Here is a 21,876-nt window from a genome sequence, read left to right on the forward strand (position 1 = left end):
GGGGCTGTTCGATCGGTGAAGACACGTCAGATGCTGTTAATGAAATCGAGCATCTTTTCAGAAAACAGCTTTGGATTATCGGCATGTAACCAGTGTCCCGCATCGGGGATCGTTTCCAGTCGGTGGTTCGGGAACAGGCGCCGCATGACGGGCTCGTGGTCCTTGGCGATATAGGGGGAGTGCTCGCCTCGCAGGAAGAGGGTCGGCCCCTCATAGACATAGCCTTCGGGCATATAGGGCCAGTTCTCGATATTGGTCATTGAACTGGTGATGTCACGAAGGCCGATCTGCCAGCCGGGCTCGGCGCCAAGGCGGACATTCTGCAGCATCAGGTCGCGGACGCTCCGGTTCGGTATGGCTTTGGCGAGAAGCTGGTCGGCCTGCTGGCGATCGAGTTGATCCGGAAAATGGATGTGCAGCATCGCTTCGCCAAGCTCGGCCTGACCGTAGCCGGTGCGGGCAGGCGCCATGTCGCCGACCAGCACGCCCGCGACGAGCTCGGGATATTGCAGGGCCAGAATCATCGCGACTTTGCCGCCCATCGAATGCCCGACCAGAATAGCCGGAAGCGCTTCGTTGGCGCGCAGCGTCTCAACCACGTCCTCGACCATCGACGGATAATCCATGGGGCCATGAGCTTTCGCCATGATTGCGAAGATCGAGAGACAAGGTCCGATGCGTGCGGGCGGCCTGACGTTGCAGGAACCCCATATTGCGCCCTCGTCCGAACAGACCATGCAGGAACACGACCGGAGGATGACCTCCGGGCTGGGCCGGGAGGCGCTCGATGACGTTCAGCAACACGATGGAAAAATCCCTTCAGGAACGCAGGTTGGCCGAAGTCTGGGGTTTTCTGTTGCCTGCGGCAAGTCTGGACGACAATAAGAAACAACGCATCCCGCCTGTCTTCCACGCCATGTCAGGATCTTTCTTGGCCTCAGGGTTTCGCAGAACGTTCAAATGGCTCCGGCATGTAGTGCATGTGCCGTACTACGTGCGTGCGCTCGTTCGAGCCAATGAAATCTGGTTGACCGTACTCGCTTCCGCGGTCGGGGTTCTGGCAGGGATCAGCGCCTGGCTCATGACGGGCACGACGCTTTATGCGCACCGTATTCTTTATGCCCTGCACAATGAAGGGCATCTTTCAGGGCTCACGGTTCTGAGCCCCTGGCGCACCGTCATCATGCCCTGTCTGGGCGGGTTCACGCTGGGCGTCTTCGGTCTGATCCTTGCCCGGCGGTTCCGGCACAGGCCGGTCGATCCGATCGAGGCCAACGCCTTGCGTGGGGGCCGCATGTCGGTGCGAGACAGCGCGATCGTTGCCTTTCAGACGTTCTTGTCGAATGGCAGTGGTGCGTCGCTGGGGCTGGAGGCCGGTTTTACACAGATCGCTGCGGCGCTTGGCAGCTGGAGCGGTCGCGTCTTTCGGGTGCGGCGCGCGGATCTGCGTATTCTGGTCGGCTGCGGTGCCGGTGGGGCTATCGGCGCTGCCTTCAACGCCCCGATTGCAGGGGCATTCTATGCCTTCGAGCTGGTGATCGGCACGTATTCACTTGTCAATCTGGCGCCGGTCGCCGTGGCGACGATCACGGCAGTCGGCACGGCGCATCTCCTCGGCGGTGTTAGTGCCACGCTGACGCTTTTGCCTCATGCGCCGCTGAGTGTGCATGACAGTGTGCCTGTTGTGATGCTTGGCGTGTTCTGTGGTCTCATCGGTATTGCAACGATGCGAGGCGTGACGTTTGCCGAGCGCGCGTTTCAGATCGTGCCGCTTCCGGTCTGGCTTCGCCCGGCGCTGGGTGGGGTGATCGTCGGCACGCTTGCCCTTTATTCCCCTTCGCTCCTTTCTGCTGGCCATGCTGCGGTCGTCAGGGTGCTCGCCGGAGGTCAGGCCCCCACGCTGCTGATCACGCTTCTGGTGATGAAGGCTCTGGCTTCTTCAGTGTCGATTGGCAGCGGGTTTCGTGGTGGGCTGTTCTTTGCGTCACTCTATCTTGGTGTTCTGGCAGGCTCGCTTTTCGGTCTCGGGGTGGAAGCTTTGGGTCTTCCGGGACCGTCGGTGACCACCTGCGCGGTACTGGGGATGGGCGCGACTGCGGTTGCGATCATCGGAGTGCCGATGACCATGACGTGCCTTATTCTCGAAATGACGGCAGATCTGACTCTGGCAAGCGGCGTGTTGCTGGCAAGCGTCCTGTCGATGCTCACTGTGCGCCGCCTTTTTGGTTATTCGTTTGCGACATGGCGTTTTCATCAAAGAGGGGAATCGATTCGCTCAGCCATCGACGTGAGCTGGCTCCGCGAGCTCACGGTCGAGCGCATGATGCAGAGAGATTTCCCCTGTCGCTCTCCTGAGATGAGCCTTGCGGAGGCGCGTCTTTGCTGCCCACTTGGCATGACGCCTCATATCATCCTTGTCGACGGTGAGGGGGGATATCAGGGGATCGTCTCACTCTCGGAAATTCATGCGTCGGATCATTCCCCGACCAAGATCTTGGGTGCACTCGCGCTCTACCGCGGTATTTGCCTCTCACTCGAAATGGGCTGTCAGGAAGCGGTGAGCAGTTTCGAGCGCGCCGAGGCCGATGCCCTCGTCGTGGTGACCGATCCTGTCTCGAAACAGGTCGCTGGTCTCCTGACCGAGAAATACGTCCTGCGCCGTTACGCTGAAGCACTGGATCGCACCCGACGCGAACTGGCCGGGGAGCGCGAGCGTGTCTAAAGGGCCAGAACAACGGCAAGAAATCATTGTCCAGCTGTTACGAGGCGTTGACAGGGCTCGTCTTCATGGGTAGCAACCGCGCACCAACGACTCCCCTTTTCAAGGGAGGAAAGCGAGGTAAGGAATCGTGGGCGTACGAGACGACCTGAGCGTTTCCTCGCAAGCGGGAAAAGGCGCTGACAGCTTCGACCAGAGGCTGAACGATGCCGAGGCTCGCATGCGCGGCAAGAGCGGCAAGTCGACGACGGACTCCACAGGCAAAGAAAACGATGCCGATTATTCGGCATTCGGTCTGGCGATGAGGATCGGAACCGAGATGGTTGCGGCTCTGATCGTTGGGGTGCTTCTCGGATATGGGCTTGATCGCCTGTGTGGGACGAAGCCTTTGTTTATCATCCTTTTCTCGTTTATTGGCGGTGCAGCAGGGATGCTGAATGTCTGGCGTGCGGTGAAAAACGCCAACGTCTGACAATGCGGCGCAGAATAACGCGCCTTGGTTGTGGGATTTACGGGTCATCTGGTTTTCAGGTGGCCTAAATGAGAAGCGGGAGAGGCAGCTTGGCCGCCGGATCAACGATTGACGCGCTCGGCCAGTTCGAGCTTCATCCTGTTCTCGGACAGATCGGTGAGGCACTGCGCTTCAGCCAGTCACCCCTGTTCATGCTCATTGCCGTTGTTGCTGTTCTGGCGTTTCTGTACGTTGGCATGCGTCCTGCAGCCGTCGTGCCGGGGCGTCTACAGGCCGCTGCTGAGCTTGGCTACGACTTCATCCACAATATGGCGACCGAGACGATCGGCAAGGAAGGGACAGCCTTCTTCCCCTTCGTTTTCGCGATTTTCTTTTTTATCCTCGCGGGTAACTATCTCGGTCTGATCCCGTACTGCTTTACCTTCACGAGCCATATCGCTGTCACAGCGTCTCTGGCCGTTCTCGTTTTTCTGGTGTCGATTCTGGCTTCGCTGAGATATCAGGGCTTCAAGTTCTTCGCGCATTTCATGCCTGAAGGTGCGCCCGTGTTCCTCGCGCCGCTTCTGATCCCGATCGAGATCCTTTCCTTTCTTTCGCGACCCGTCAGCTTGTCGATCCGACTTTTCGCCAACATGATGGCTGGTCACGTTTTGCTCGAAGTTTTTGCCGGCTTCACTCTGATGCTGGCAGGTCTTGGGGCATTCGGTTCAGTGCTGGCTGTGGCGCCCGTCGTCATCAATGTCGCGCTGACGGCTCTGGAATTGCTGGTGGGCGTTCTGCAGGCTTATGTGTTCGCCATCCTCACCTGCATTTATCTGCGTGAGGCCGTGGCGCACTGAGTGCACATCGCCCTACACGTTTAACTGTTGTTCTGTTGTAACCAAGGAACCTGACTCATGGACGTTACTGCTGCTCGCGAAATCGGTGCCGGTATTGCTGTTATCGCTCTTGCCGGTGTCGGCATTGGCCTCGGCAACATCTTCTCAACGCTGGTGAGCTCCATTGCTCGTAACCCGGCTGCCCGTCCGCACGTGTTCGGCCTCGGCATGCTTGGCTTCGCCCTGACGGAAGCTGTTGCGCTTTTCGCTCTTCTGATCGCCTTCCTGATCCTGTTCGTCTGATTAGAGAGGCAGGGTAAAGTCATGCGCCTACCGTCTCGAAATCTCGCTGCCCCGCTGGCCATTGTGCTCGCGCTCGGCGCTGTGCCGGGACGGGCTTGGGCCGCTGGCATGCCGCAGCTCGACTTCGCCAACCCCCTGCTGATCGGGCAGGTGGTCTGGGGCGCTGTCATCTTTGCGGTTTTCTACGTTATTCTGAGCCGCTCGGCTCTTCCGCGCATCGAAGGGGTTCTGACCCATCGACGCAACCGGATCGAGGGCGATCTCGCGATTGCCCGCCGTGCCCGTGACGATGCGGATCGTGCGGTCGATGAGCTCCGTCGTGCCCGTCACGATGCGGCTTCTCAGGCTCAGGCCAATATCGACCGCGTGGTTCACGAAGCGCGTATGGCCGCCGAGGCCCAGACGCAGGAAATGAACCATCGTCTTCAGGCCGATATCAATCAGGCTGAAGAGCGCATTGCTTCTGCCCGCGAAGAAACACTTGCGAGCCTCCCTGGCGTTGCGACCGATACGGCCCAGAGCCTGATCGAGAAGCTGTTGCGTCCAGCCGGGATCGAAAGCGCAGTTTCACGCGCTCAGGTGCAGAATGCCGTCCAGCTTCGTCTTGCGGCCAGTCAGGGCTAAGGAGAACACGCGATGTTCCACGATCAGCGTTTTTATGTCGCCATCTCCTTCGTTCTCTTCTTTGTCCTTTTCGGCGGCAAGCTCTGGAAGGCCATCGCGTCGGTTCTCGACGCGCGGGCAGATCAGGTTCGCAGCAACCTGGACGAAGCCAGCCGCCTGCGCCGCGAAGCCGAGAAAATGCTTGAAGATGCCACGCGTGAGCGTGAGCAGGCTCTTGCAGAATCCCGCGCCCTGATCGAACGCTCCCGTGAAGAAGCGGCTTCGATCGCCGAGACGGCTCGCCGTCAGGCCGAAGCTGTTGCCTCACGCCGCGAACAGATGGCGCGTGATCGTATCTCCGCTTCAGAGCGTGCAGCGATCCGCGAAATGCGTGATGTTGCGGCTGATGCAGCCATCAAGGCAACGCGTAGCGTCCTTGCGCAGCATCTGAATGCTGAACAGGCAGGGGCTTCCGCCCTTCTCGACGCGGCAATCAACGATCTGCCCAAGGCTCTGAAGGCGTCCAACGAAGCTGGATCGCCCAGCCAGAACGCGGCCTGATTATCTATCCGGACGATCTATCTCGTCCGGATAAGCCATAGGCGGTTTCTGTCATGAGTGTGCGTCTCTCCGTCATCATTGCGGTTCTCAACGAAGCAGAGAACATCTCTCCGGTCTGCGACGAGCTCGCTTCTGTTTTCGCGAGCAGGTCGGACATCGAACTGATTTTCATCGATGACGGAAGTACAGACGGCACGGTTGCCGAGCTCCTGACAGCACGCGAGCGTTGCCTGCCGCGCCTTCGTCTGCTGAGCCATGATCGGCGCCGCGGCAAATCCGCAGCGCTACGGACCGGCATCGAGGCCGCGAAAGGCCACTGGATCGCCACGCTTGACGGCGACGGTCAGGACGATCCCGCCATTATCATCGATATGCTCAAGTGTGCCGAAGCCCATCAGGGTGCCGAGCCTCTGGTCGTCGGCGTGCGTCTCAAGCGCAATGACCGTCTTTCCCGGGTTATTGCGACACGTCTGGCGAATGGCTTGCGCCGTCGCCTGCTGGACGATGGGTGTCCGGATACCGGGGCGCCCATGAAGCTTTTTGCAAGATCGGCTTTCCTGCGCATTCCCCAGTTCGAGGGCGTGCATCGGTTTTTGCCGGCGCTTCTCGGATGCTACGGCGCTGAGCTGATCTGTGTCGAGACGCGCCATCGTGCCCGTCTGCATGGCCAATCCAAATACACAAATTTCAATCGCGCGCTCGTTGGCATCCGTGATCTTCTGGGTGTCATGTGGCTGCTCAATCGGACAAGACTGCCGGGCCGCGTAACCGAACGCTGAGGGCTCTCATGACACTGACCTGGCGCCACTATCTCGGTGTGGCTTTGCTGACCTTGCTGATTTTCCTGCCCGGTCGCATCAGTCTTGTTCCTCTCGATCGTGACGAACCCCGCTACATGCAAGCCTCGGCTCAGATGCTCGAGACAGGCAACTTCGTCGATGTGCGCTTTCTCGATCAGCCACGCTATCTGCAACCCGCAGGCATCTACTGGCTCGAGGCTGCGGCGCAAAAAGCCTTCGGCGGCCGTCACGACCTGCACGTTGCCTGGCCTTACCGCATACCCAGCCTTTTTGCCGCGGTCTCGGCTGTCACGCTTACGGCCTATCTGGGCGCTTCCCTCTTTGGAGGGATGACCGGGTTGGTTGCCGCAGCCCTGCTCGCCGTTTCGACCTTGCTGACCGCCGAAGGTCGTATGGCAACGATCGATACCGTGCTGTTGCTCGATATCCTGCTCGTCGAGACGGCTCTTCTGCGGGCCTATCTCGATGAGCGCCGGGGGCGCGAGACCCCGCTTGCCATTGCGCTGCTTTATTGGGGCGCTCTCGGATGCGGGTTGATGCTCAAGGGGCCCGTCGTCCTCATCCCGGGCCTCGCCACCCCCATCGCCCTTCGTGTCATTGAGCGCCAGGCGGCCTGGTTCGGCCGTCTACGTCCTCGCTGGGGATGGCTCATCACACTGGCCGTCGTGCTGCCCTGGTGCATCGCCATCGGGGTCGTCAGCCATGGTGCTTTCTTTTCCCACTCAGTCGGCACGAATTTTCTTGGAAAGATCGGTCATGGTCAGCAGGCGCACGGCCTGCCTCCCGGGTTCCATCTGGTCGTGTTTCTGCTTGCCTTCTGGCCGGGTTCGCTGTTTCTCGTTTTAGGGCTACCAGCGATTTGGGCGCGTCATCGCGACCCGGAAGTCCGGTTTCTGCTGTGCTGGATTGTGCCGCACTGGCTCGTCTTCGAGGCGATCGCGACCAAGCTTCCCCATTACGTTCTGCCGACCTATCCCGCTATTGCAATTCTGGCTGCCGCGACCCTCGTCAAATGGCCGCTCCGTCGTCCAAAGGCGCTCTGGGCGCGTGGGTTGATGGGTGTTTACACGGTGCTTTGGGGGGCCTTGGCACTTGCGTTTGTCGTGGCTGGTGTGGCGTTGCTTTGGCAAAGTGAGCACCGGCTCGATTACGGTGCGCTGATCGCGTTGGTCGGCGGGCTTCCTTTGGTTCTCTACGCGTTCTGGCTGCTCTGGAAAGCGCAGCGCCTGCGTGCCGCCTGCGTTGTGATCGGTGCGGCGGTCGTGATCCATGCGGGTATCTTCCTGACCGTGATCCCCAATCTGGGTCTTCTCCAGCTCGCGCCCCGGGCGGCGTCACTCTTTGATGATTACCGTCCCTGTGCCGAGAGCACACTCGTCTCGGTTTCCTATTCCGAACCGAGCCTCGCCTTTCTTGCAGGGTCGAACACGAAGCTGCTCGGCGTTCCTGACGCGGCGCGCTTTCTGGCTGGCAATGCGTCCTGTGCGCTCGTTCTTGTCGACAAGAAGGACGAGGCTGCGTTGAGGGCCAGAATGCTGGATGAGGGATTTTCCCTGACGGAATATGGCCGTGTGAAGGGTCTCAATTATTCCAACGGCCATCATCTCGATCTGGGGCTGTTCGCGCCGGCGCAGAAGTAAGATGAGATGAGGCGTTCCTTAAAGAGGGTGTGCGAAGAGTGTCTCTTCGTACCTCTTCTTCAAGTCGTCATTATTGTGCTGATCTAGTTATCAGGCAATTCGATCGGCAGCGATTGTCGCAACCAGTAGAGCGGCAATAGCCGGAATGAAGGATACCATCGTGAGTGCGCTGAGAGCGCTCAGCGGATGGGACAGAAGATGGGCAATTTCGATACTGAACATGAGTGTTTCCTAAGAGATCTGGTGTGTGGCGGCGGTAAAAGCGCCCAAACCCGATCCAAGGCAAACGTCGAAAATGCACTTCAGCAATGCGCTAAACGCATGAAGCTGACTTGATGACTATTTTCTCGTTATTTGCGTGCGGGGAAGTAATTAAATTACCTCTTCCGCCGATAAAATCGTTATCTTGTTACTTTGACTGCCGTGAAGGGTTTGGGCAGGGCACCGTCTCTTTTTAGGCCGTGCCAGGCAAGAAGCGTGTCGACGAGGAAAGCCGAGAGAGCGCCGACGGTGCAGAACAGGGCACCACCGAAGAGAAAGATCAGCCAGGCAACGGTCTGGCTATTGTGCAGACTGCCAAGAAACAGCGCTAATGCGGCACCGCATGTCAGGCGCCTCCGACCCCACCGAGCATCACGGCGCTGTCGAGAGCCAGAATGCGGCGACGCAGGCGGCCTTGATGACGTTCGAGGCGGGCACTCTCCGTCGCGTCAGTGCTCTCGTCCATCAGACGATGGGCAACCTCCTCCACATGATCGGAGACCCTTGCCAGTCGTGTATTGAAGAGGGTCAGCAGTGACGCGACACCCGACAACATAAAGACGGGCGTGAGCGCAACCTGGATGACATGCGCCACACTATCGATGGGTTCGGGGGCCAGCAGGGCATTCAGGCCAACGGGGTCGAGCGCCATGGGGATGATGGCTCCATATCTGAGGCGGAATAAGTCGGGTTGTTTTACAGCGCTGGCAAAACTCTGCAACATCTGCGCGCAGACACTGGCGCGGCTGCGCGCCTGTGCTAGACTCTGCGCGATCTTCCCGGGAGCCTCTCGGTCACCGTATCAGCGGTCAGGGTTTTCGGGTTTCAGTAGTGGCGAGCCATATAAATCGATCGGCCGAGTTTGCCTGTTCGATCAAGGCTCTATCGGAAGTCCTGAGTGTGCTTTCTCTCTCCCGTTTCAAAACGGTCGCCCGCAGTTTTTCTCTGCCCGTGGCGCTTTTCATGCTGTCTGCGCCGTCCGGTCATGCGGCTTCCCCCTCAGAGACGGTTTCCTTCGAGGCACTGACCTGGACAGAGATCCAGGCCCGGATCCATGGCGGCACCGATACGATCATCGTGCCCGTTGGCGGAACCGAACAGAGCGGTCCCTATATCGCGGTGGGCAAACATAATCGTCGCGCGCAGGCTCAGGCCGAGCGCATCGCCGAGCGACTGGGCCATGCGCTCGTCGCGCCGGTCATTGCCTATGTGCCCGAAGGGGGAACGTCGCCGCGTAGCTCGCATATGCGTTTTGCCGGAACGATTTCGATCCCCCCCGCTGTGTTCCAAGGGGTTATCGAAGGGGCCGGAGAGAGTTTTCATGTCCAGGGCTTCAGGCGTGTCGTTTTCATTGCCGATCACGGCGGATATTTGTCCTATCTCAAGGCGGCCGTCGAAAAGCTGAACAATAAGTGGCGTGGTCAGGGTGAGGCCGTTTATCTCGCAGCCTATTACGATAGCATTGGCGGGGCGTTTGCGGCGTATCTGCGTCAGAAGGGGTATGGCGCTGCTCTGGGCAAGCATGCCGACCTCAGCGATACGGCACTGATGCTCGCGATCGATCCGGGTATGGTGCGCGAGGACGCTTTGAGGCGTGCCCCTCTGCCGGGGGTCGCCCAAGGCGTTTATGGAGGGGACCCTCGCCCTGCGACGGCAGCCCTGGGGCAGGTTGGAACAGAAATTCAGGTTCAGGCAGCACTCGATGCACTTGGCAAGGCGCGCTGAGATGAATCGTTTTCAAGGAGTATCTATGAAGTTTTCACATCATGCGTTCGTCGTCTCGCTGATCGGCCTGACTTTCGGCGCGGCTCCGGCGACGTGGGCGCAGGAAGCATCATCTGCTGTGACGGCCCCCGCCACGGGATCTGCTCAGACACCTTCTGCCTCCGGCGCGACGTCCGCGGCTGAGCCTGCCAAGGTACCCGGTGAGACAAACGTGGCCTCGGCCATACAGACCATCCCCGGTATGCCTGCTGTCATCGACCCGAAAAATATCTACAGCGAGACCGGAGCAGATCGGGTCTCGCCCGCAATCGCGGGGGATCTCGCGCGTATCTATGTGCCCAATCTGCGAGGCAACAGTGTTTCGGTCATCGATCCGGCGACGTTCAGGGTGGTCGATACCTTCAAGGTCGGTCGTTCTCCCCAGCATGTCGTTCCGAGCTGGGATCTGCGGACCTTTGGGTGACGAATAATGCCGAAGGCAGCAATGATGGCAGCCTGACGCCCATCGACCCCCGCACGGGCAAGCCCGGTCCTGCGGTGACGGTGGACGATCCCTACAACATGTATTTCACCCCGGATGGCAAATACGCCATCGTGGTGGCGGAAGCTCATGAGCGCCTCGATTTCCGCGATCCGCATACGATGCAGCTGATCGGCTCGGTCGAGGCCCCGCAATGCAAGGGGATCAACCACGCCGATTTCTCCATCGACGGACGCTACGCCATCTTCACCTGCGAATTCGGCGGCTATCTGGCGAAGATCGACACGGTCAACCGCAGCCTGATCGGCTATCTCAAGCTGTCCAAGGGCGGTATGCCGCAGGACATTCTGACGGCGCCGGACGGGCATAAATTCTACATCGCCGACATGCATGCCGACGGCGTGTTCGTGGTGGATGGCGACAGCTTCAAGGAAACCGGCTTTATTCCGACCGGTCCGGGAACGCATGGCGAGTATCCGAGCCGCGACGGCAAATTCATGTATGTCGCCAATCGTGGCTCTCACAAGATTCACGGCCCCCGCCACAGCCCCGGCAGTGTTTCAGTGATCGATTTTGCGACAGACAAGGTCGTCAAGACATGGCCGATTCCGGGCGGTGGAAGCCCCGACATGGGTAATGTGAGCGCAGACGGCAAATTGCTCTGGCTCTCGGGACGCTTCGACGATGTCGCTTACGCCATCGACACGCAGACCGGGGATGTGAAGAAGGTGCCGGTCGGTGCCGAACCCCATGGTCTGACCGTCTGGCCCCAGCCGGGCCGCTACAGCGTCGGGCACACCGGCATCCTACGTTAAGACCGGACCGATACTGCCTTCTCAAAGGGGGCAGTCTTGTCGGGGGTGACCCCCCGTTCTCCCTCTCTGGTGAGTTCTGCCAGAAGGAGTCCGGATCAGGTCCGCTGCTTCGCTTCCCCTGAATTCGCGAGATAAGCCGGGAGTGGGGGCCTTGAGACCTGCTTTTCCTGCACGGTGATGTGACTGGACGCTCGGAAGCGATCAGGGCCTGCTGAGGGCTCTCGATGAGCTGTTCACCGTCAGGAGCCCGATCCGATGCTGATTTCCGCGCCCACGGATTTTCGCAAAGCTGCTCGCCGCAAGCTACCGCCTTTTCTGTTTCATTACATTGATGGCGGAGCTATGCGGAAGAGACGATGCGGCGGAATCGGAGCGATCTGTCCGATGTCGCATTGAGGCAGCGTATTCTGCGCAATGTCTCGGGTCTCGATACGTCAACCACACTCTTCGGACAGAAACTCAGTTTTCCCGCAGCGCTTGCGCCTGTTGGTCTGACTGGCATGTATGCCCGCCGGGGAGAGGTACAGGCTGCGCGTGCGGCTGCACGCAAGGCAATCCCTTTCACCCTCTCGACCGTCTCAGTCTGCCCGATTAACGAGGTCCAAAGCCAGAGTTCGGCACCGATCTGGTTCCAGCTTTACGTGCTCAAGGACCGTGGCTTCATGCGCGATGTTCTTCATCGCGCCCGTGACGCAGGGGTGACGACTCTGGTTTTTACGGTCGATATGCCGACACCCGGCGCGCGTTATCGCGATGTGCACTCGGGTATGTCCGGTCCTTATGCGGCGGCGAGACGTCTGGCCCAGTCGGTGCTGCACCCGAAATGGGCATGGGATGTGGGGATCAATGGCAGGCCGCATGATCTGGGCAACATCTCGACCTATCGCGGGCATCCAACCGGGCTTGAGGACTATATCGGCTGGCTGGCGCAGAATTTCGATCCGTCCATCAGCTGGAAGGATCTCGAATGGATCCGGACGTTCTGGAAGGGACCGATGCTCATCAAGGGCATTCTCGATCCCGAAGATGCCCGCGATGCGGTGCGCTTTGGCGCGGATGGAATCGTGGTTTCCAATCACGGCGGACGGCAGCTCGATGGTGTGCTGTCGAGTTGCCACGCGCTACCCCCCATCGCGGATGCGGTGAAGGGTGAGATCGCTCTTCTGGCCGATTCCGGCGTGCGGTCGGGGCTCGATATTGCGCGTATGATTGCTCTGGGTGCTGATGCCGTTCTTCTGGGCCGAGCCTATATCTACGCTTTGGCGGCCGATGGTCAGCGCGGGGTCGAGAAATTGCTCGATCTGATGGAGCGAGAGCTACGTGTGGCCATGACCCTGACCGGCGCGCGCTCGATCAGGGAGATCACCTCAGAGAGTCTGGCGCGTACCCTTGGTGGGTGAGGGAAGCTGCCGGAGCCGCCCCGATCGCTCCACCGACCCGGTAAACTTCCTTATTTCACAGGGAAGCCGAGCGCCTTGAGCGAAGCGAGCATGGTGTCGCGTCCATGAAGCCCGTCGCGGGTCGCGATACGCGAGACCATGGTTTCGGACCAGCGTCGCGGGGGGAGACCCTGCTCATTCTGAAAATCTGCGTCGAGCCCATCATAGAGGACGATCGCGTCAGCCTCTGATCCCAGATCATAGCGCTCGCGATGTAGAACGGCCTGCTGCGGCAGACGAGGTTTGACGCTGGCGGCCCGTGTCTTGTCGGGGTAGCCGACGCAGAGGCCGAAGAGACCGAAGCACCCTTGGGGCAAGGCAAGCTCCTCGGCAATTTTTTCAGGATGGTTTCGCAGACCGCCGATATAGACCGTGCCGAGCCCTGTAGCTTCGAGCGCTGTGACGGCGTTCTGGGCGGCCAGAGCCGTATCGATCGCCGCAATCAGCAGGGTTTCGGTGTAGTCCAATGCCTCATGAGGGTGGCCTGCTCGCGTCGCGAGGCGCTGGAGACGGGACAGATCGGCCAGCCAGACGAGAAAGACGGGAGCAGTTGCGATATGTGCCTGATTGCCGCAGAGCTCGGCAAATCGCTGGCGTCTTTTCGGATCTTCAACCGCAACAACACTCCAGCATTGCAGATTACTGGATGTTGCGGCGGATTGTGCGGCGGCGATCGCAGCCTCGATCGTGCCTTCAGGAAGCGCATCAGGCAGATAGCCACGCACCGATCGATGAGCGAGGAGCGCATCGAAAACGGCGCTCTGGCTCACGGGGCTCTCAAGCAGAGCTTCCGGGAGCTGCGTGCGGTAGCGTTCCTGCCAGAGGGACTTCAGCTGTTCGGTCATGGTGCGGCTCTTCAGGTCAGTGGCCTGCATCCAAGGAACATCCAGGCGTGCCTCTCCGCACGCCTGGGACGACCCTCTCTGGCGTCAGGCCTTTTCAGGCCGGATAGGTTAGGAGTGAATGCAGCGGGACGTCCAGCTTGTCGCGTCCGCCAAGGCCATCGAGCTCGACGAGCACGGAGGTGCCGACGACTTCAGCGCCGACATTTTGCAAAAGCTTGATCGACGCAGAGAGCGTGCCGCCTGTTGCCAGAAGGTCGTCGAGCACAACCACGCGCTGGCCGGGCTTGATCGCATCGGCCTGAATATGCAGCTCGTCCTGCCCGTATTCGAGACCGTATTTCAGGGAGATGGTCTTGCCCGGCAGCTTGCCCGGCTTGCGCAGCATGATGAACCCGCAGCCAAGGCGCAGGGCAACAGGGGCAGCCGTCAAAAAGCCGCGGCTCTCGATACCGGCCAGCAGATCGGGCTGCCAGGGGGCAATGGCGCGCGCCAGACGCGCCGTGGCAATCTGCCAGGCATCGGCATTACGGATGAGGGTCGAGATATCGTAGAACAGGATACCGGGCTTGGGGAAATCGGGGATCTCGCGAATATATTTCTTGAGATCGAGTTCCGGCTGATCGCCATGGGGCGTGGTCTGGGTCATGGTCCTGTGTCTCTTCCCTGCTGAACGAGATCGTCAAAAGCGCGGCATCTAGCCGCGTCGGGTCTCAAAAGTAAATGTTAAGCTGAGGCTGCGCGGGCTTTTTCGACAGCCTCCAGCAGGGCAGCCTTTCTGAAAGGCTTGGGAAGGATGACGGCCCCGGGCACCAGATCGTCGCGTGCGGAGGAGTCATCGAAATCGCCCGAGATCAGGATGACCGGGAGAGTCGGCTGTGTTTCACGTAGCTTGCGGGCCAGCGCGTCGCCGCTCATTTCTCCGGGGAGATTGAGGTCGGTTACGAGAAGGGCAGGCGGCTCCTGCGCGGCAAATGCCAGCGCATCAGCGGCGGAGATGACGTGCTTCAGAGGGGCTCCCGCAGAGGACAAAATTGCCTCGACGATCAGGGCGATCGAATCATCGTCCTCAACAAGTAGAATAGGGGCGTCGGTCATCGGGAGGCTCTCCACCACTAAGGGCTGGGTTGACTGGCAGAAGATGCTGGGTGCCGTGTCTGGGGAGCAGAACTGCGAATACCCCCATCATCAACGCGGCAAAGAGCATGAGAGCTGCCATCGGCATCGGTGTGTCGGCAGGCAGCAGGCCTATGGCGGTGCTTGCGAGAGAACCCAGAGCGTATTGCATGGTTCCCGCGAAAGCCGAGGCACTTCCCGCATATTGAGACTGATTGCTGAGAGCCCCAACCATGGCATTGGGTCCGATAATACCCGTCATCCCCAGCGTAATCATCATGCAGCCCACGATCGGGATCAGCATGACAGGGCGGATATGATGGGTCGGCCCCGGATATTGCTCGGCCAGCATCACGACAACCAGAAGCGCAACGGCTCCGATAATCGAGAAAGTCAGACCCCAGCCAAGCATGGCAGAGGTGCTGACACGTCCCACCAGGCACCGTTGATCTGGGATGAGCCGATCATGCAGACCGCAAACAGACCAAAGAGCATGCCGTAATGCGCCGGGGTAAAGCCGAAGATATGCTCGAAGACCGTCGGTGCCGCCGTGAGATAGGTGAAGGAGAGAAAACCGCAGAACCCCCAGACCAGCGCGTTGGTGATGAAACTGCGATCACGGGTGATGGTGAGATAGCGATGCAGCAGTGACAGCGGTCGCAATTCACGTCTGCTTTCGACGGGAAGTGTCTCTGGAAAAGCGCGCAGAAGGAGCAACACGCAGAGCGCTCCATAGACGGCGGAAACCCAGAAAATAGCGCGCCAGCTGATATAATCGAGAGCGATACCCCCCAGCATAGGCGCCAGGATCGGGACGATACCCTGAATCAGGATCAGTTTGGACATCAGGCGCGCGGCATCATTGCCGGTCGAAAGATCACGAACGCACGCGCTGGGAATGACGATACTGGCGGACGCGGCAATTGCGGCAATGAGCCGGAAAAGACACATCGATGTCATGCTTGTGGCCATCGCGCAGCCAACGCTGCCCAATGTGTAGACACTCATACCGATCAGCATCGGGATACGCCGCCCGAAGCGGTCGGCGAGGGGCCCCATGGTGATCTGGCCGATGGCAAGGCCGATCATCCAGGCAGAGAGCGTCATGCCTGCGCTGCCCGCCGGCGAATGCAGGGATTCCTCCAATGCGGGGAAGGCCGGCAGGTAGATATCGGTCGAAACCGGACCGACAGCGTCAGAAACCCCAGGAGAAGAGGAAGCCAATTGGGCATGGCGACAGGGGCCGACTGCGCTGCGTCGGTCTGACGTCCGGCGGCCGGACTGGCAGAGAGAGAAATCCCGTCGGGAGAGGCCATGAGGCGCTCCTGCTGGATGAAGGACTGAAAGGAAGGCGGAATACCCCGCGTCAGCCGGGGCGTGTGCTCTTGAAGCGCGTCAGGAACAAGGCGTAATTCTGGCTAGTCTCTGGCAATGAGGTTCCAGATATCGCAGCACGGTCGATTTTCAATCTCTTTTTTTGTTCACGCGTCTTAGTTTGACGGTTTGTTCGAGACCGGTGTGTCGTCCTCTACCGGGTCGGCTGGGTCCGGGGGCAGACGGTCGGCGAGGGTCGCAAGAGCGCCGCCTTCTCGTCTGGCTTTTGCGAGAAGCGCCCATGCCAGAAGCGAGGACCCGGCAAAAAGCAGGATACCCAGCCCGATCTGCACCCCTTCGCCAAACTGGGCCCCGGCGCCGATAAGGACGAAGACGAGGTTTTGCGGAATGGCTCCGATAAAGCTCGCCCAGCCGAAAGCCCAAAGCGGCACGCCATACAGACCGGCAGCAGCCGTCACCATCAGAGCCGAGCCGACAGGCAGGAGGCGGAGCGTGAGGACCGCCTGAAACGGTGACTTCTCGAGAACATGGCCGATCAGGCGTAACTTGCCCTTGAATCGATCCTGCCAGTGCTGGCGTTGAGCCGGTGTCGCCAGACGGCGCATCCACAGGAAACCGAGCAGCGTGCCACAAAGTGTCGCAAGAGCGGCGAGGCCGAAACCCGCCAGAGTGCCGAACATCAACCCCGCCACAAGGCAGAGCGCCTGCCTCGGCAGCCCGAACAGGCTGTAGGGAATCCCGATGGCCAGAAAAATCAGCGGCGCGAGAGGCTGGTCTTTCCACCCCTTTATCGTCGCGAGCAGGGCTCGCGTGACGGAGAACTCACGCACCAGAAGCAACAGCCCCACGATCACTATGATTGTGAGTGCCGGTTTCCAGAGATTTTTCGGCAGGGCGCGCTTGGCAGAGGGGGAAGATGTCAGGTGAAGGGCTCCAGTCAGTGAACAGACCCGCCTTTAGCAGCCCCGCCGCCCTTCAGGAAGCGGCAGATGATGCAGATCGGTAACAGTGCGTGACGATTCAGTCACCCTTCTGCGATTGTCACAGAGGTTTCGTTGCTGTTGCCCAACGTAACTGGTAGCCGGGAAAGGAAGTTCTGTTTGATATCGTAACGATATAATTGCGATGGAAGACAGCTGCTCATCCTGTCCAGTGCCGAGGGAAACACTACTCTATGTCGCCCAGTCTAACGCATCGCTGTTTTTTGACGCTGCTTGCCGGTACCGCTCTTGCCGGTAGTGTTCAGGTATCGACCGCCGCGCCGACCCGTCACAAGCATCATGCGTCCGCACATCGGACTGCAGCTCCTTCCACCGCGCCGGTCGCGGCCGCCGTGGTCCCTGTTGCACCGGTCGCCCATCCCGCACCGGCACCCGTCATTGCGCGTTCGCAGCCTGAAGAGATTGCTGTCACGGGTCGCAGCAGCCGTACACGTCAGCCGGGTGCCGGCCTGATGCGTGTCGAGACCGCGCCCAAAGCCGTGCAGACCATCACGCATGACTTCATCGCCAAGCTGGCACCGAGTGTGAATCTGCAGCAGGTCATCGCCATGCTGCCTTCCGCCAACGTAACCCAGGCTGACCCCTTCGGCCTTTACACGGGCCAGACAAATATCCGCGGTTTCGACGGCACCGAAGTGGGCTGGCTGCTCGATGGCGCGCCGCTCAACGATATCGGTGGCGGTCAGTTCTACGCCAACGAAGTGCTGGAATCGGAAAACCTGGACAACGTCTCGGTGCAGCCCGGTTCGGTCAATATCGATACGCCGGTCACCAGTGCTTCGGCGGGTATGACGTCGATGACGATGAGCAACCCGTCCCATCATGCCGGTGGCATCATGGACGTCTCCTTCGGCTCGTTCGATACGTTCCGTCAGTTCATCCGTCTGAATTCCGGCGATATCGGTAATAGCGGCGTGCGGGCCATGTTCGCCTTCAGCCATACCAAGGGCAACACCTGGCGTGGTCCCGGTCAGGCTGAGAAATATCACTACGACTTCAAGCTGGTGAAGGATTTCCGTAACGGGAGCCATACCGGCCTGACAGTCGCTTATAACGACCAGACCAATGACTTCTATCTGGCGCCGAATCTGAGCCAGTGGCGCACGACGGGTTACTCCACCAATTACGCCACCGATTATGTCGGTCCGACGGCTGCTGGGGCGAATTACTACAAGCTGCACGTCAACCCGTTCGAGAACGTGATCGCGGTACTGCCGACTCATGTCGTGATCACGCCCAAGCTGACGCTCGAGGATTCGCTTTATTTCTGGCACGGTATCGGCAACGGCACGGGTGCGTCGGTCGTGAATGCGTCGACGAGCTATATCGGCAATCAGCCAGTCAAGCTCGATCTGGGGGGCGCCAAGACTGCCCTGGCACTGGCGCCATCGAACCAGGAGCAGTTCCGTACCGGCAACACGATCGCGCTTCACTACAAGCCCGACAACCATCACGATCTGACGCTGGGCTGGTGGTATGAATACGCCAACCTCTATCAGTATTCGCCTTATGGCATCGTGAACCAGGCGACCGGCGAAGCAAACAATATCTGGGGCACAACGGACGTTATCAAGACGACGTCGGGGAAGCCTTTCCGCGCGCGTGACTTCCTGTCGCTGACCCAGGTCAACACGATCTTCATCGGCGATACGATGAAGTATTTCAATGACCGCCTGAATGTCCTCATTGGCTTCAAGGAAGCCATGGTGACGCGTCGGATGTACAACTACACTCCCGGCACGCAGTATAACCGAAACCTGCATACGCCGGTTCCGTTGCCGCAGATCGGTCTGGCGTGGAATTTCAACAAGCGACATCAGATCTATGTCTCGGGCAGCACCAACTTCAAGGCGCCTTCCAACACGTCGCTGGTCGATTACTACAACACCTCCGGTGTGCAGACCCAGAAGGGCGGTGAGTCCAAGCCTGAATATACGATCCAGGAAGAGCTGGGCTATCGCTATAACGGCGATCTGATCGTGGGCTCGATCTCGTTCTTCAACTACAACCTGACGAACCGCCAGCAGACACTCAATTATTATGATGGCAATGCAGGCGCGAGCTACAGCCAGACGGTCAATGCCGGTGGTCAAACGACGCGCGGTGTCGATATCCAGCTCTCAACACGGGCCTGGCATCACCTGCGCCCCTATGCGACGTTCGAATATCTGCACTCGACCATCGACAACAATATCCGTGTCGGTACGGATCTGCTGCCGACAGCGGGCAAGATTGCCGTCCGTGCGCCTGCCAAGCAGGCCAAGCTCGGGCTCGATTACGATCTCGGCGGGTTCTGGATTTCGGGTCAGGTCATGTATGTCGGCAAGCAATATGCCAGCTTCATGAATGACAGCTCGATCCCGCAATATGTCACCAATCAGGTCGGTATCGGCTATCGCTTCAAGAATGTCGCTTCATGAAGTCGCCGCAGATCCAGCTGAACATGACCAATCTGACCGGTGCCAAGTTCCGCAGCGGTGTCTACGGCTTCACCACCAATCTGAACGCGACCAAGGGCGTGAATGGCACCATGATCGCGGCAGGCACGCAGCCGACTTACTACCTGAACCCGCCGTTCTCGGCGATGGTCACGCTGTCCACCGGATTCTGATCACTCTCCAACCGCGGCGACCGTCCAGCTGAAATGCCGGGCGGTCGGCTCGGCTTCGATCTCGCATTGCAAACCTCTCCGGCCTGCATTGACGAAGATCCTGTCTACTTCCAGCGCGTGTCGGTCCAACAAGACCGGGACGCGTTTTTTTTGTCCGAAAGGACTGATCCCCCCAGTCTTGTAAGCGGTCAGCCGTTCGGCATCGGGAGGTGCCATCATGCTGGCTGATTTCCCTCCGAGCGCGGCGGCGGCGGCGGCCTTGAGGTTCAGCTTGTGGTCCGAGCGGATGATGGCGCAGGCAGGCTTCTCCTTATCCACCCAGACCATCAGTGTCTTGAAGACGCGCTCGGGCGAAACGCCGAGGGACTCAGCGGCCTGCAGGCCTTTCCGGCTGGCTTCCGGGTCGTAGTCATGAGCGTGCAGCGTGTACGCAATGCCCTCTTTTTCCAGCAGAACGAGGGCAGGGGTCTGGCCAGAGACGGGCTTCATGGATTGCGGCTCCTCAGCGAGTGGATCAGCCCGCTATCAGAAAACCGCTCCGGCCCCGTGTCAAACGGTGGTCAGCCCTGTTCCACTTCGACGGGTTGGGGCAGGGGGCGACGACGCAGGAAAGCCAGCACATTCCCGAGGAGGATCAGCACTAATCCGGCCAGCATGGGCGCAGACCAGTGAACCGTCTCGAAGAAAGCCGACATGCCGAGCGCAATGACGGGTGACAGGATCGTGGCATAGGCCGCCTTATCGGCACCGATGCGCCGTGCCAGCTCGAGATAGAACAGGAAGCCGGCAATCGATCCGAAGACCGAGAGATAGAGCAGGCCCCCAAGCCAGCGAGCCGTCAGAGGGAAGCTATAGCCATGCTCGGAAAGCGGGATGACGACGGCCATGAAGCCGGCGCCGCAGAGCATTCCCCAGAAGACCGTATTTGTCAGGCTGAGCGCATGATGGCTCATTTGACGCGAAAACATGTTGCCACAGGAGAAAAGCAAGGTTCCCAGAAGGGCGAAGCCGATACCGAGAAACGTATGATGCCAGTTCTCGTGACCCATTCCGCCTGCCAGCAACAAGGCAACGCCTCCGACGCCAGTATGCCCCCGCCCAGAACGCGCAGATCCGGCTTCTGACGAAAGAAAAGCCAGAGGTTGAGTGTATTGAGCAGCGTCGCCATGCTGAAGACGACCGAGACCGTGCCGCTCGGCAGGTAGAGCTCGGACGTGTAGATGCCGAGATAATTGCACGAGAAGAGGCAGGCGCCCATTCCGGCAATCCAGATCCATGCCTGACGCGGTGGCCATCTCAGCTTGCCGGTTAAAGAAAGCCCGCCGCCGATCAGCGCAGCTGAAAACAGAAAGCGCCAGAAGATCGCGACATCCGCGGTCGTCCCGCCGATTTGCAAGGTGATGGCAAACCAGGTCAGCCCCCAGATAACGACAACCGCTAAAAACAGGAAAAGGGCCATCATTGTTCTTTCTGTGCCAGGGGCTAAGAGCGTGAAGCATCTTATGGGATCAAAACAGCACGGCAAGGGCAGAGACGGCTAACAGAACGCCCATGAGGCGATTGATCGCGATGAGATGATGCGGTTGCGTACCGGGCCGATACAAAGAGAGCCCGATGGCAGCCCATCCAAGTTGCGCGACAAGGCCGATGAGAAGCTTGATCCCGATCAGCCCGCAGAACGTCATTTTCCAGGAAGGACCATGCGGCAGATAGGTGGTGCCCGTCGTCAACGCCATCATCCAGGCTTTCGGGTTCGACCAGCAGAGCAGGACGGCCTTGCTCCAGTGAGGGAGGGCAAGAGTGTCAGCGTGACGGAGACGAGGGTCGCTGCGTCCGATAGTCCAGGCCAGATAGAGCATCCAGAGCGCTCCGAATGCGCCAAGAAGCCGCACGAGGTTCGGTACGCGCTCCAGAAGCGTCCCGCCCGTCAAGGCACCGATCACAAGCATTGCTCCGAACGCTGTCGTAATGGCGGCGATGCAGGGAAGCGTGCGCTTCAACCCCGATCGAGCGGCAACTGCCATGATGAGGAGATTATTGGGTCCGGGACTGGCCGAGCTGCTTAGGGCGAAAAGCACAAAAGACGCGACCGTCCCCTTTGAGAGGCCGGAGAAGAGTTCGGATGGGAGAGCATCATGCATCGGAGGAAACCTCTTTGAGGCCATCCGGCAAGACCTGAGAGAGCCCCGCCGGTGTGACGGGGCTGAGAACCAGGGCCTAGCAGCCAGACTGCGCGTGCACCGGTTTCGCCCTGCCGATGCAGGAGACGAGAACGAGTACGGCGGTGACGCGACGCTGTGCCATGGCAAGTTCGGGAGGCCCGCAAGGAAACCC

General features: G+C 59.7%; 24 protein-coding genes and 2 pseudogenes. 13 read left to right on the forward strand and 13 right to left on the reverse strand.

From position 1 onward, the window contains the following. Positions 1 to 26 precede the first annotated feature (26 nt). Positions 27 to 804: pseudogene (locus tag JCM15831_RS19140) on the reverse strand (alpha/beta fold hydrolase). On the opposite strand from JCM15831_RS19140, the gene JCM15831_RS13320 reads away from it, so the two are divergent. From JCM15831_RS13320 to JCM15831_RS13355, 8 genes are all read left to right on the forward strand, one after another. Continuing rightward, complete coding sequence (locus JCM15831_RS13320) at positions 788 to 2,722, forward strand: chloride channel protein (RefSeq protein WP_232228201.1); 1,935 nt, start codon at positions 788 to 790, stop codon at positions 2,720 to 2,722. The pseudogene JCM15831_RS19140 and the gene JCM15831_RS13320 overlap by 17 nt on opposite strands. 127 nt (positions 2,723 to 2,849) lie before the next feature. Continuing rightward, the gene (locus JCM15831_RS13325) at positions 2,850 to 3,191 is read left to right on the forward strand and encodes an AtpZ/AtpI family protein (RefSeq protein ID WP_025824647.1); all 342 of its coding nucleotides are present in this window, start codon (positions 2,850 to 2,852) and stop codon (positions 3,189 to 3,191) included. 89 nt (positions 3,192 to 3,280) lie between these two features. Beyond that, entirely contained in the window at positions 3,281 to 4,030 is a 750-nt protein-coding gene (locus JCM15831_RS13330) for a F0F1 ATP synthase subunit A (protein ID WP_025824648.1), read from the forward strand. A gap of 57 nt (positions 4,031 to 4,087) precedes the next feature. Further along, positions 4,088 to 4,312, forward strand: a complete 225-nt coding sequence (locus JCM15831_RS13335) for an ATP synthase subunit C family protein (RefSeq protein ID WP_025824649.1) — start codon at positions 4,088 to 4,090, stop codon at positions 4,310 to 4,312. 21 nt (positions 4,313 to 4,333) lie between these two features. Continuing rightward, positions 4,334 to 4,936, forward strand: coding sequence for a F0F1 ATP synthase subunit B family protein (locus tag JCM15831_RS13340; RefSeq protein ID WP_025824650.1), 603 nt, complete (start codon positions 4,334 to 4,336; stop codon positions 4,934 to 4,936). A 12-nt stretch (positions 4,937 to 4,948) separates the two neighbouring features. After that, entirely contained in the window at positions 4,949 to 5,476 is a 528-nt protein-coding gene (locus JCM15831_RS13345; RefSeq protein ID WP_025824651.1) for a F0F1 ATP synthase subunit B family protein, read from the forward strand. A gap of 53 nt (positions 5,477 to 5,529) precedes the next feature. Next, positions 5,530 to 6,255 (forward strand): glycosyltransferase family 2 protein, encoded by a 726-nt coding sequence (locus JCM15831_RS13350; RefSeq protein ID WP_025824652.1) that lies wholly within the window; start codon positions 5,530 to 5,532, stop codon positions 6,253 to 6,255. An 8-nt stretch (positions 6,256 to 6,263) separates the two neighbouring features. Then, a complete protein-coding gene (locus JCM15831_RS13355; protein ID WP_025824653.1) occupies positions 6,264 to 7,916 on the forward strand; it encodes an ArnT family glycosyltransferase in 1,653 nt (550 codons plus the stop codon). A gap of 90 nt (positions 7,917 to 8,006) precedes the next feature. Here JCM15831_RS13355 and JCM15831_RS23435 read toward each other — a convergent pair whose 3' ends face one another. Both JCM15831_RS23435 and JCM15831_RS23705 read right to left on the reverse strand, forming a co-directional pair. Then, a complete protein-coding gene (locus tag JCM15831_RS23435; RefSeq protein ID WP_269530462.1) occupies positions 8,007 to 8,138 on the reverse strand; it encodes a hypothetical protein in 132 nt (43 codons plus the stop codon). A 385-nt stretch (positions 8,139 to 8,523) separates the two neighbouring features. After that, positions 8,524 to 8,829 (reverse strand): DUF2721 domain-containing protein, encoded by a 306-nt coding sequence (locus JCM15831_RS23705; RefSeq protein WP_306301852.1) that lies wholly within the window; start codon positions 8,827 to 8,829, stop codon positions 8,524 to 8,526. Positions 8,830 to 9,008: 179 nt separating this feature from the next. Here JCM15831_RS23705 and JCM15831_RS19150 point away from each other — a divergent pair, with 179 nt between their 5' ends. The 3 genes and pseudogenes from JCM15831_RS19150 (at position 9,009) to lldD (ending at position 12,598) form a co-directional block, all read left to right on the forward strand. Next, positions 9,009 to 9,902 (forward strand): creatininase family protein, encoded by an 894-nt coding sequence (locus JCM15831_RS19150; protein ID WP_306301853.1) that lies wholly within the window; start codon positions 9,009 to 9,011, stop codon positions 9,900 to 9,902. A 25-nt stretch (positions 9,903 to 9,927) separates the two neighbouring features. Then, positions 9,928 to 11,198 (forward strand): annotated as a pseudogene (locus JCM15831_RS19155) (YncE family protein). Between the two features lie 356 nt (positions 11,199 to 11,554). Beyond that, positions 11,555 to 12,598: an FMN-dependent L-lactate dehydrogenase LldD gene (gene lldD / locus JCM15831_RS19160; protein ID WP_269530463.1), complete on the forward strand. Its 1,044-nt coding sequence runs from the start codon at positions 11,555 to 11,557 to the stop codon at positions 12,596 to 12,598. 50 nt (positions 12,599 to 12,648) lie between these two features. Here the strand turns inward: lldD and JCM15831_RS13385 are convergent, their stop codons facing one another. From JCM15831_RS13385 to JCM15831_RS19170, 6 genes are all read right to left on the reverse strand, one after another. After that, a complete protein-coding gene (locus JCM15831_RS13385) occupies positions 12,649 to 13,512 on the reverse strand; it encodes an NADPH-dependent oxidoreductase (RefSeq protein WP_051528534.1) in 864 nt (287 codons plus the stop codon). A gap of 64 nt (positions 13,513 to 13,576) precedes the next feature. Continuing rightward, a complete protein-coding gene (locus JCM15831_RS13390) occupies positions 13,577 to 14,128 on the reverse strand; it encodes an adenine phosphoribosyltransferase (RefSeq protein ID WP_025824655.1) in 552 nt (183 codons plus the stop codon). A 77-nt stretch (positions 14,129 to 14,205) separates the two neighbouring features. Next, a complete protein-coding gene (locus JCM15831_RS13395; RefSeq protein ID WP_025824656.1) occupies positions 14,206 to 14,577 on the reverse strand; it encodes a response regulator in 372 nt (123 codons plus the stop codon). Further along, entirely contained in the window at positions 14,549 to 15,007 is a 459-nt protein-coding gene (locus JCM15831_RS23020; RefSeq protein ID WP_232228202.1) for an MFS transporter, read from the reverse strand. The genes JCM15831_RS13395 and JCM15831_RS23020 overlap by 29 nt, the downstream gene beginning before the upstream one ends. Next, positions 14,989 to 15,819, reverse strand: coding sequence for a Bcr/CflA family efflux MFS transporter (locus JCM15831_RS23025; RefSeq protein ID WP_232228203.1), 831 nt, complete (start codon positions 15,817 to 15,819; stop codon positions 14,989 to 14,991). The genes JCM15831_RS23020 and JCM15831_RS23025 overlap by 19 nt, the downstream gene beginning before the upstream one ends. A 266-nt stretch (positions 15,820 to 16,085) precedes the next feature. Then, positions 16,086 to 16,778, reverse strand: a complete 693-nt coding sequence (locus JCM15831_RS19170; protein WP_232228204.1) for a TVP38/TMEM64 family protein — start codon at positions 16,776 to 16,778, stop codon at positions 16,086 to 16,088. 326 nt (positions 16,779 to 17,104) lie between these two features. On the opposite strand from JCM15831_RS19170, the gene JCM15831_RS19175 reads away from it, so the two are divergent. After that, positions 17,105 to 19,351, forward strand: a complete 2,247-nt coding sequence (locus tag JCM15831_RS19175; RefSeq protein ID WP_051528535.1) for a TonB-dependent receptor — start codon at positions 17,105 to 17,107, stop codon at positions 19,349 to 19,351. Then, the gene (locus tag JCM15831_RS20560) at positions 19,348 to 19,542 is read left to right on the forward strand and encodes a hypothetical protein (protein ID WP_051528536.1); all 195 of its coding nucleotides are present in this window, start codon (positions 19,348 to 19,350) and stop codon (positions 19,540 to 19,542) included. Before JCM15831_RS19175 ends, JCM15831_RS20560 begins: the two co-directional genes overlap by 4 nt. Here the strand turns inward: JCM15831_RS20560 and ybaK are convergent, their stop codons facing one another. The 4 genes from ybaK to JCM15831_RS13425 all read right to left on the reverse strand — a co-directional run bounded on the left by ybaK (position 19,543) and on the right by JCM15831_RS13425 (position 21,683). After that, entirely contained in the window at positions 19,543 to 20,031 is a 489-nt protein-coding gene (ybaK, locus tag JCM15831_RS13415) for a Cys-tRNA(Pro) deacylase (RefSeq protein ID WP_025824658.1), read from the reverse strand. 71 nt (positions 20,032 to 20,102) lie between these two features. After that, positions 20,103 to 20,591 carry a DMT family transporter gene (locus tag JCM15831_RS23030; RefSeq protein WP_306301854.1) on the reverse strand — a complete coding sequence of 163 codons (489 nt, stop codon included), beginning with the start codon at positions 20,589 to 20,591 and terminating at the stop codon, positions 20,103 to 20,105. Continuing rightward, the gene (locus JCM15831_RS23035; RefSeq protein WP_232228206.1) at positions 20,492 to 21,004 is read right to left on the reverse strand and encodes a DMT family transporter; all 513 of its coding nucleotides are present in this window, start codon (positions 21,002 to 21,004) and stop codon (positions 20,492 to 20,494) included. Before JCM15831_RS23035 ends, JCM15831_RS23030 begins: the two co-directional genes overlap by 100 nt. A gap of 46 nt (positions 21,005 to 21,050) precedes the next feature. Then, positions 21,051 to 21,683 carry a LysE family translocator gene (locus JCM15831_RS13425; protein WP_025824659.1) on the reverse strand — a complete coding sequence of 211 codons (633 nt, stop codon included), beginning with the start codon at positions 21,681 to 21,683 and terminating at the stop codon, positions 21,051 to 21,053. Positions 21,684 to 21,876: the final 193 nt, after the last annotated feature.

Origin of the sequence: Asaia astilbis JCM 15831, assembly GCF_000613845.1 — a bacterium.
In the GTDB taxonomy this organism is placed as follows: Bacteria; Pseudomonadota; Alphaproteobacteria; order Acetobacterales; family Acetobacteraceae; genus Asaia; species Asaia astilbis.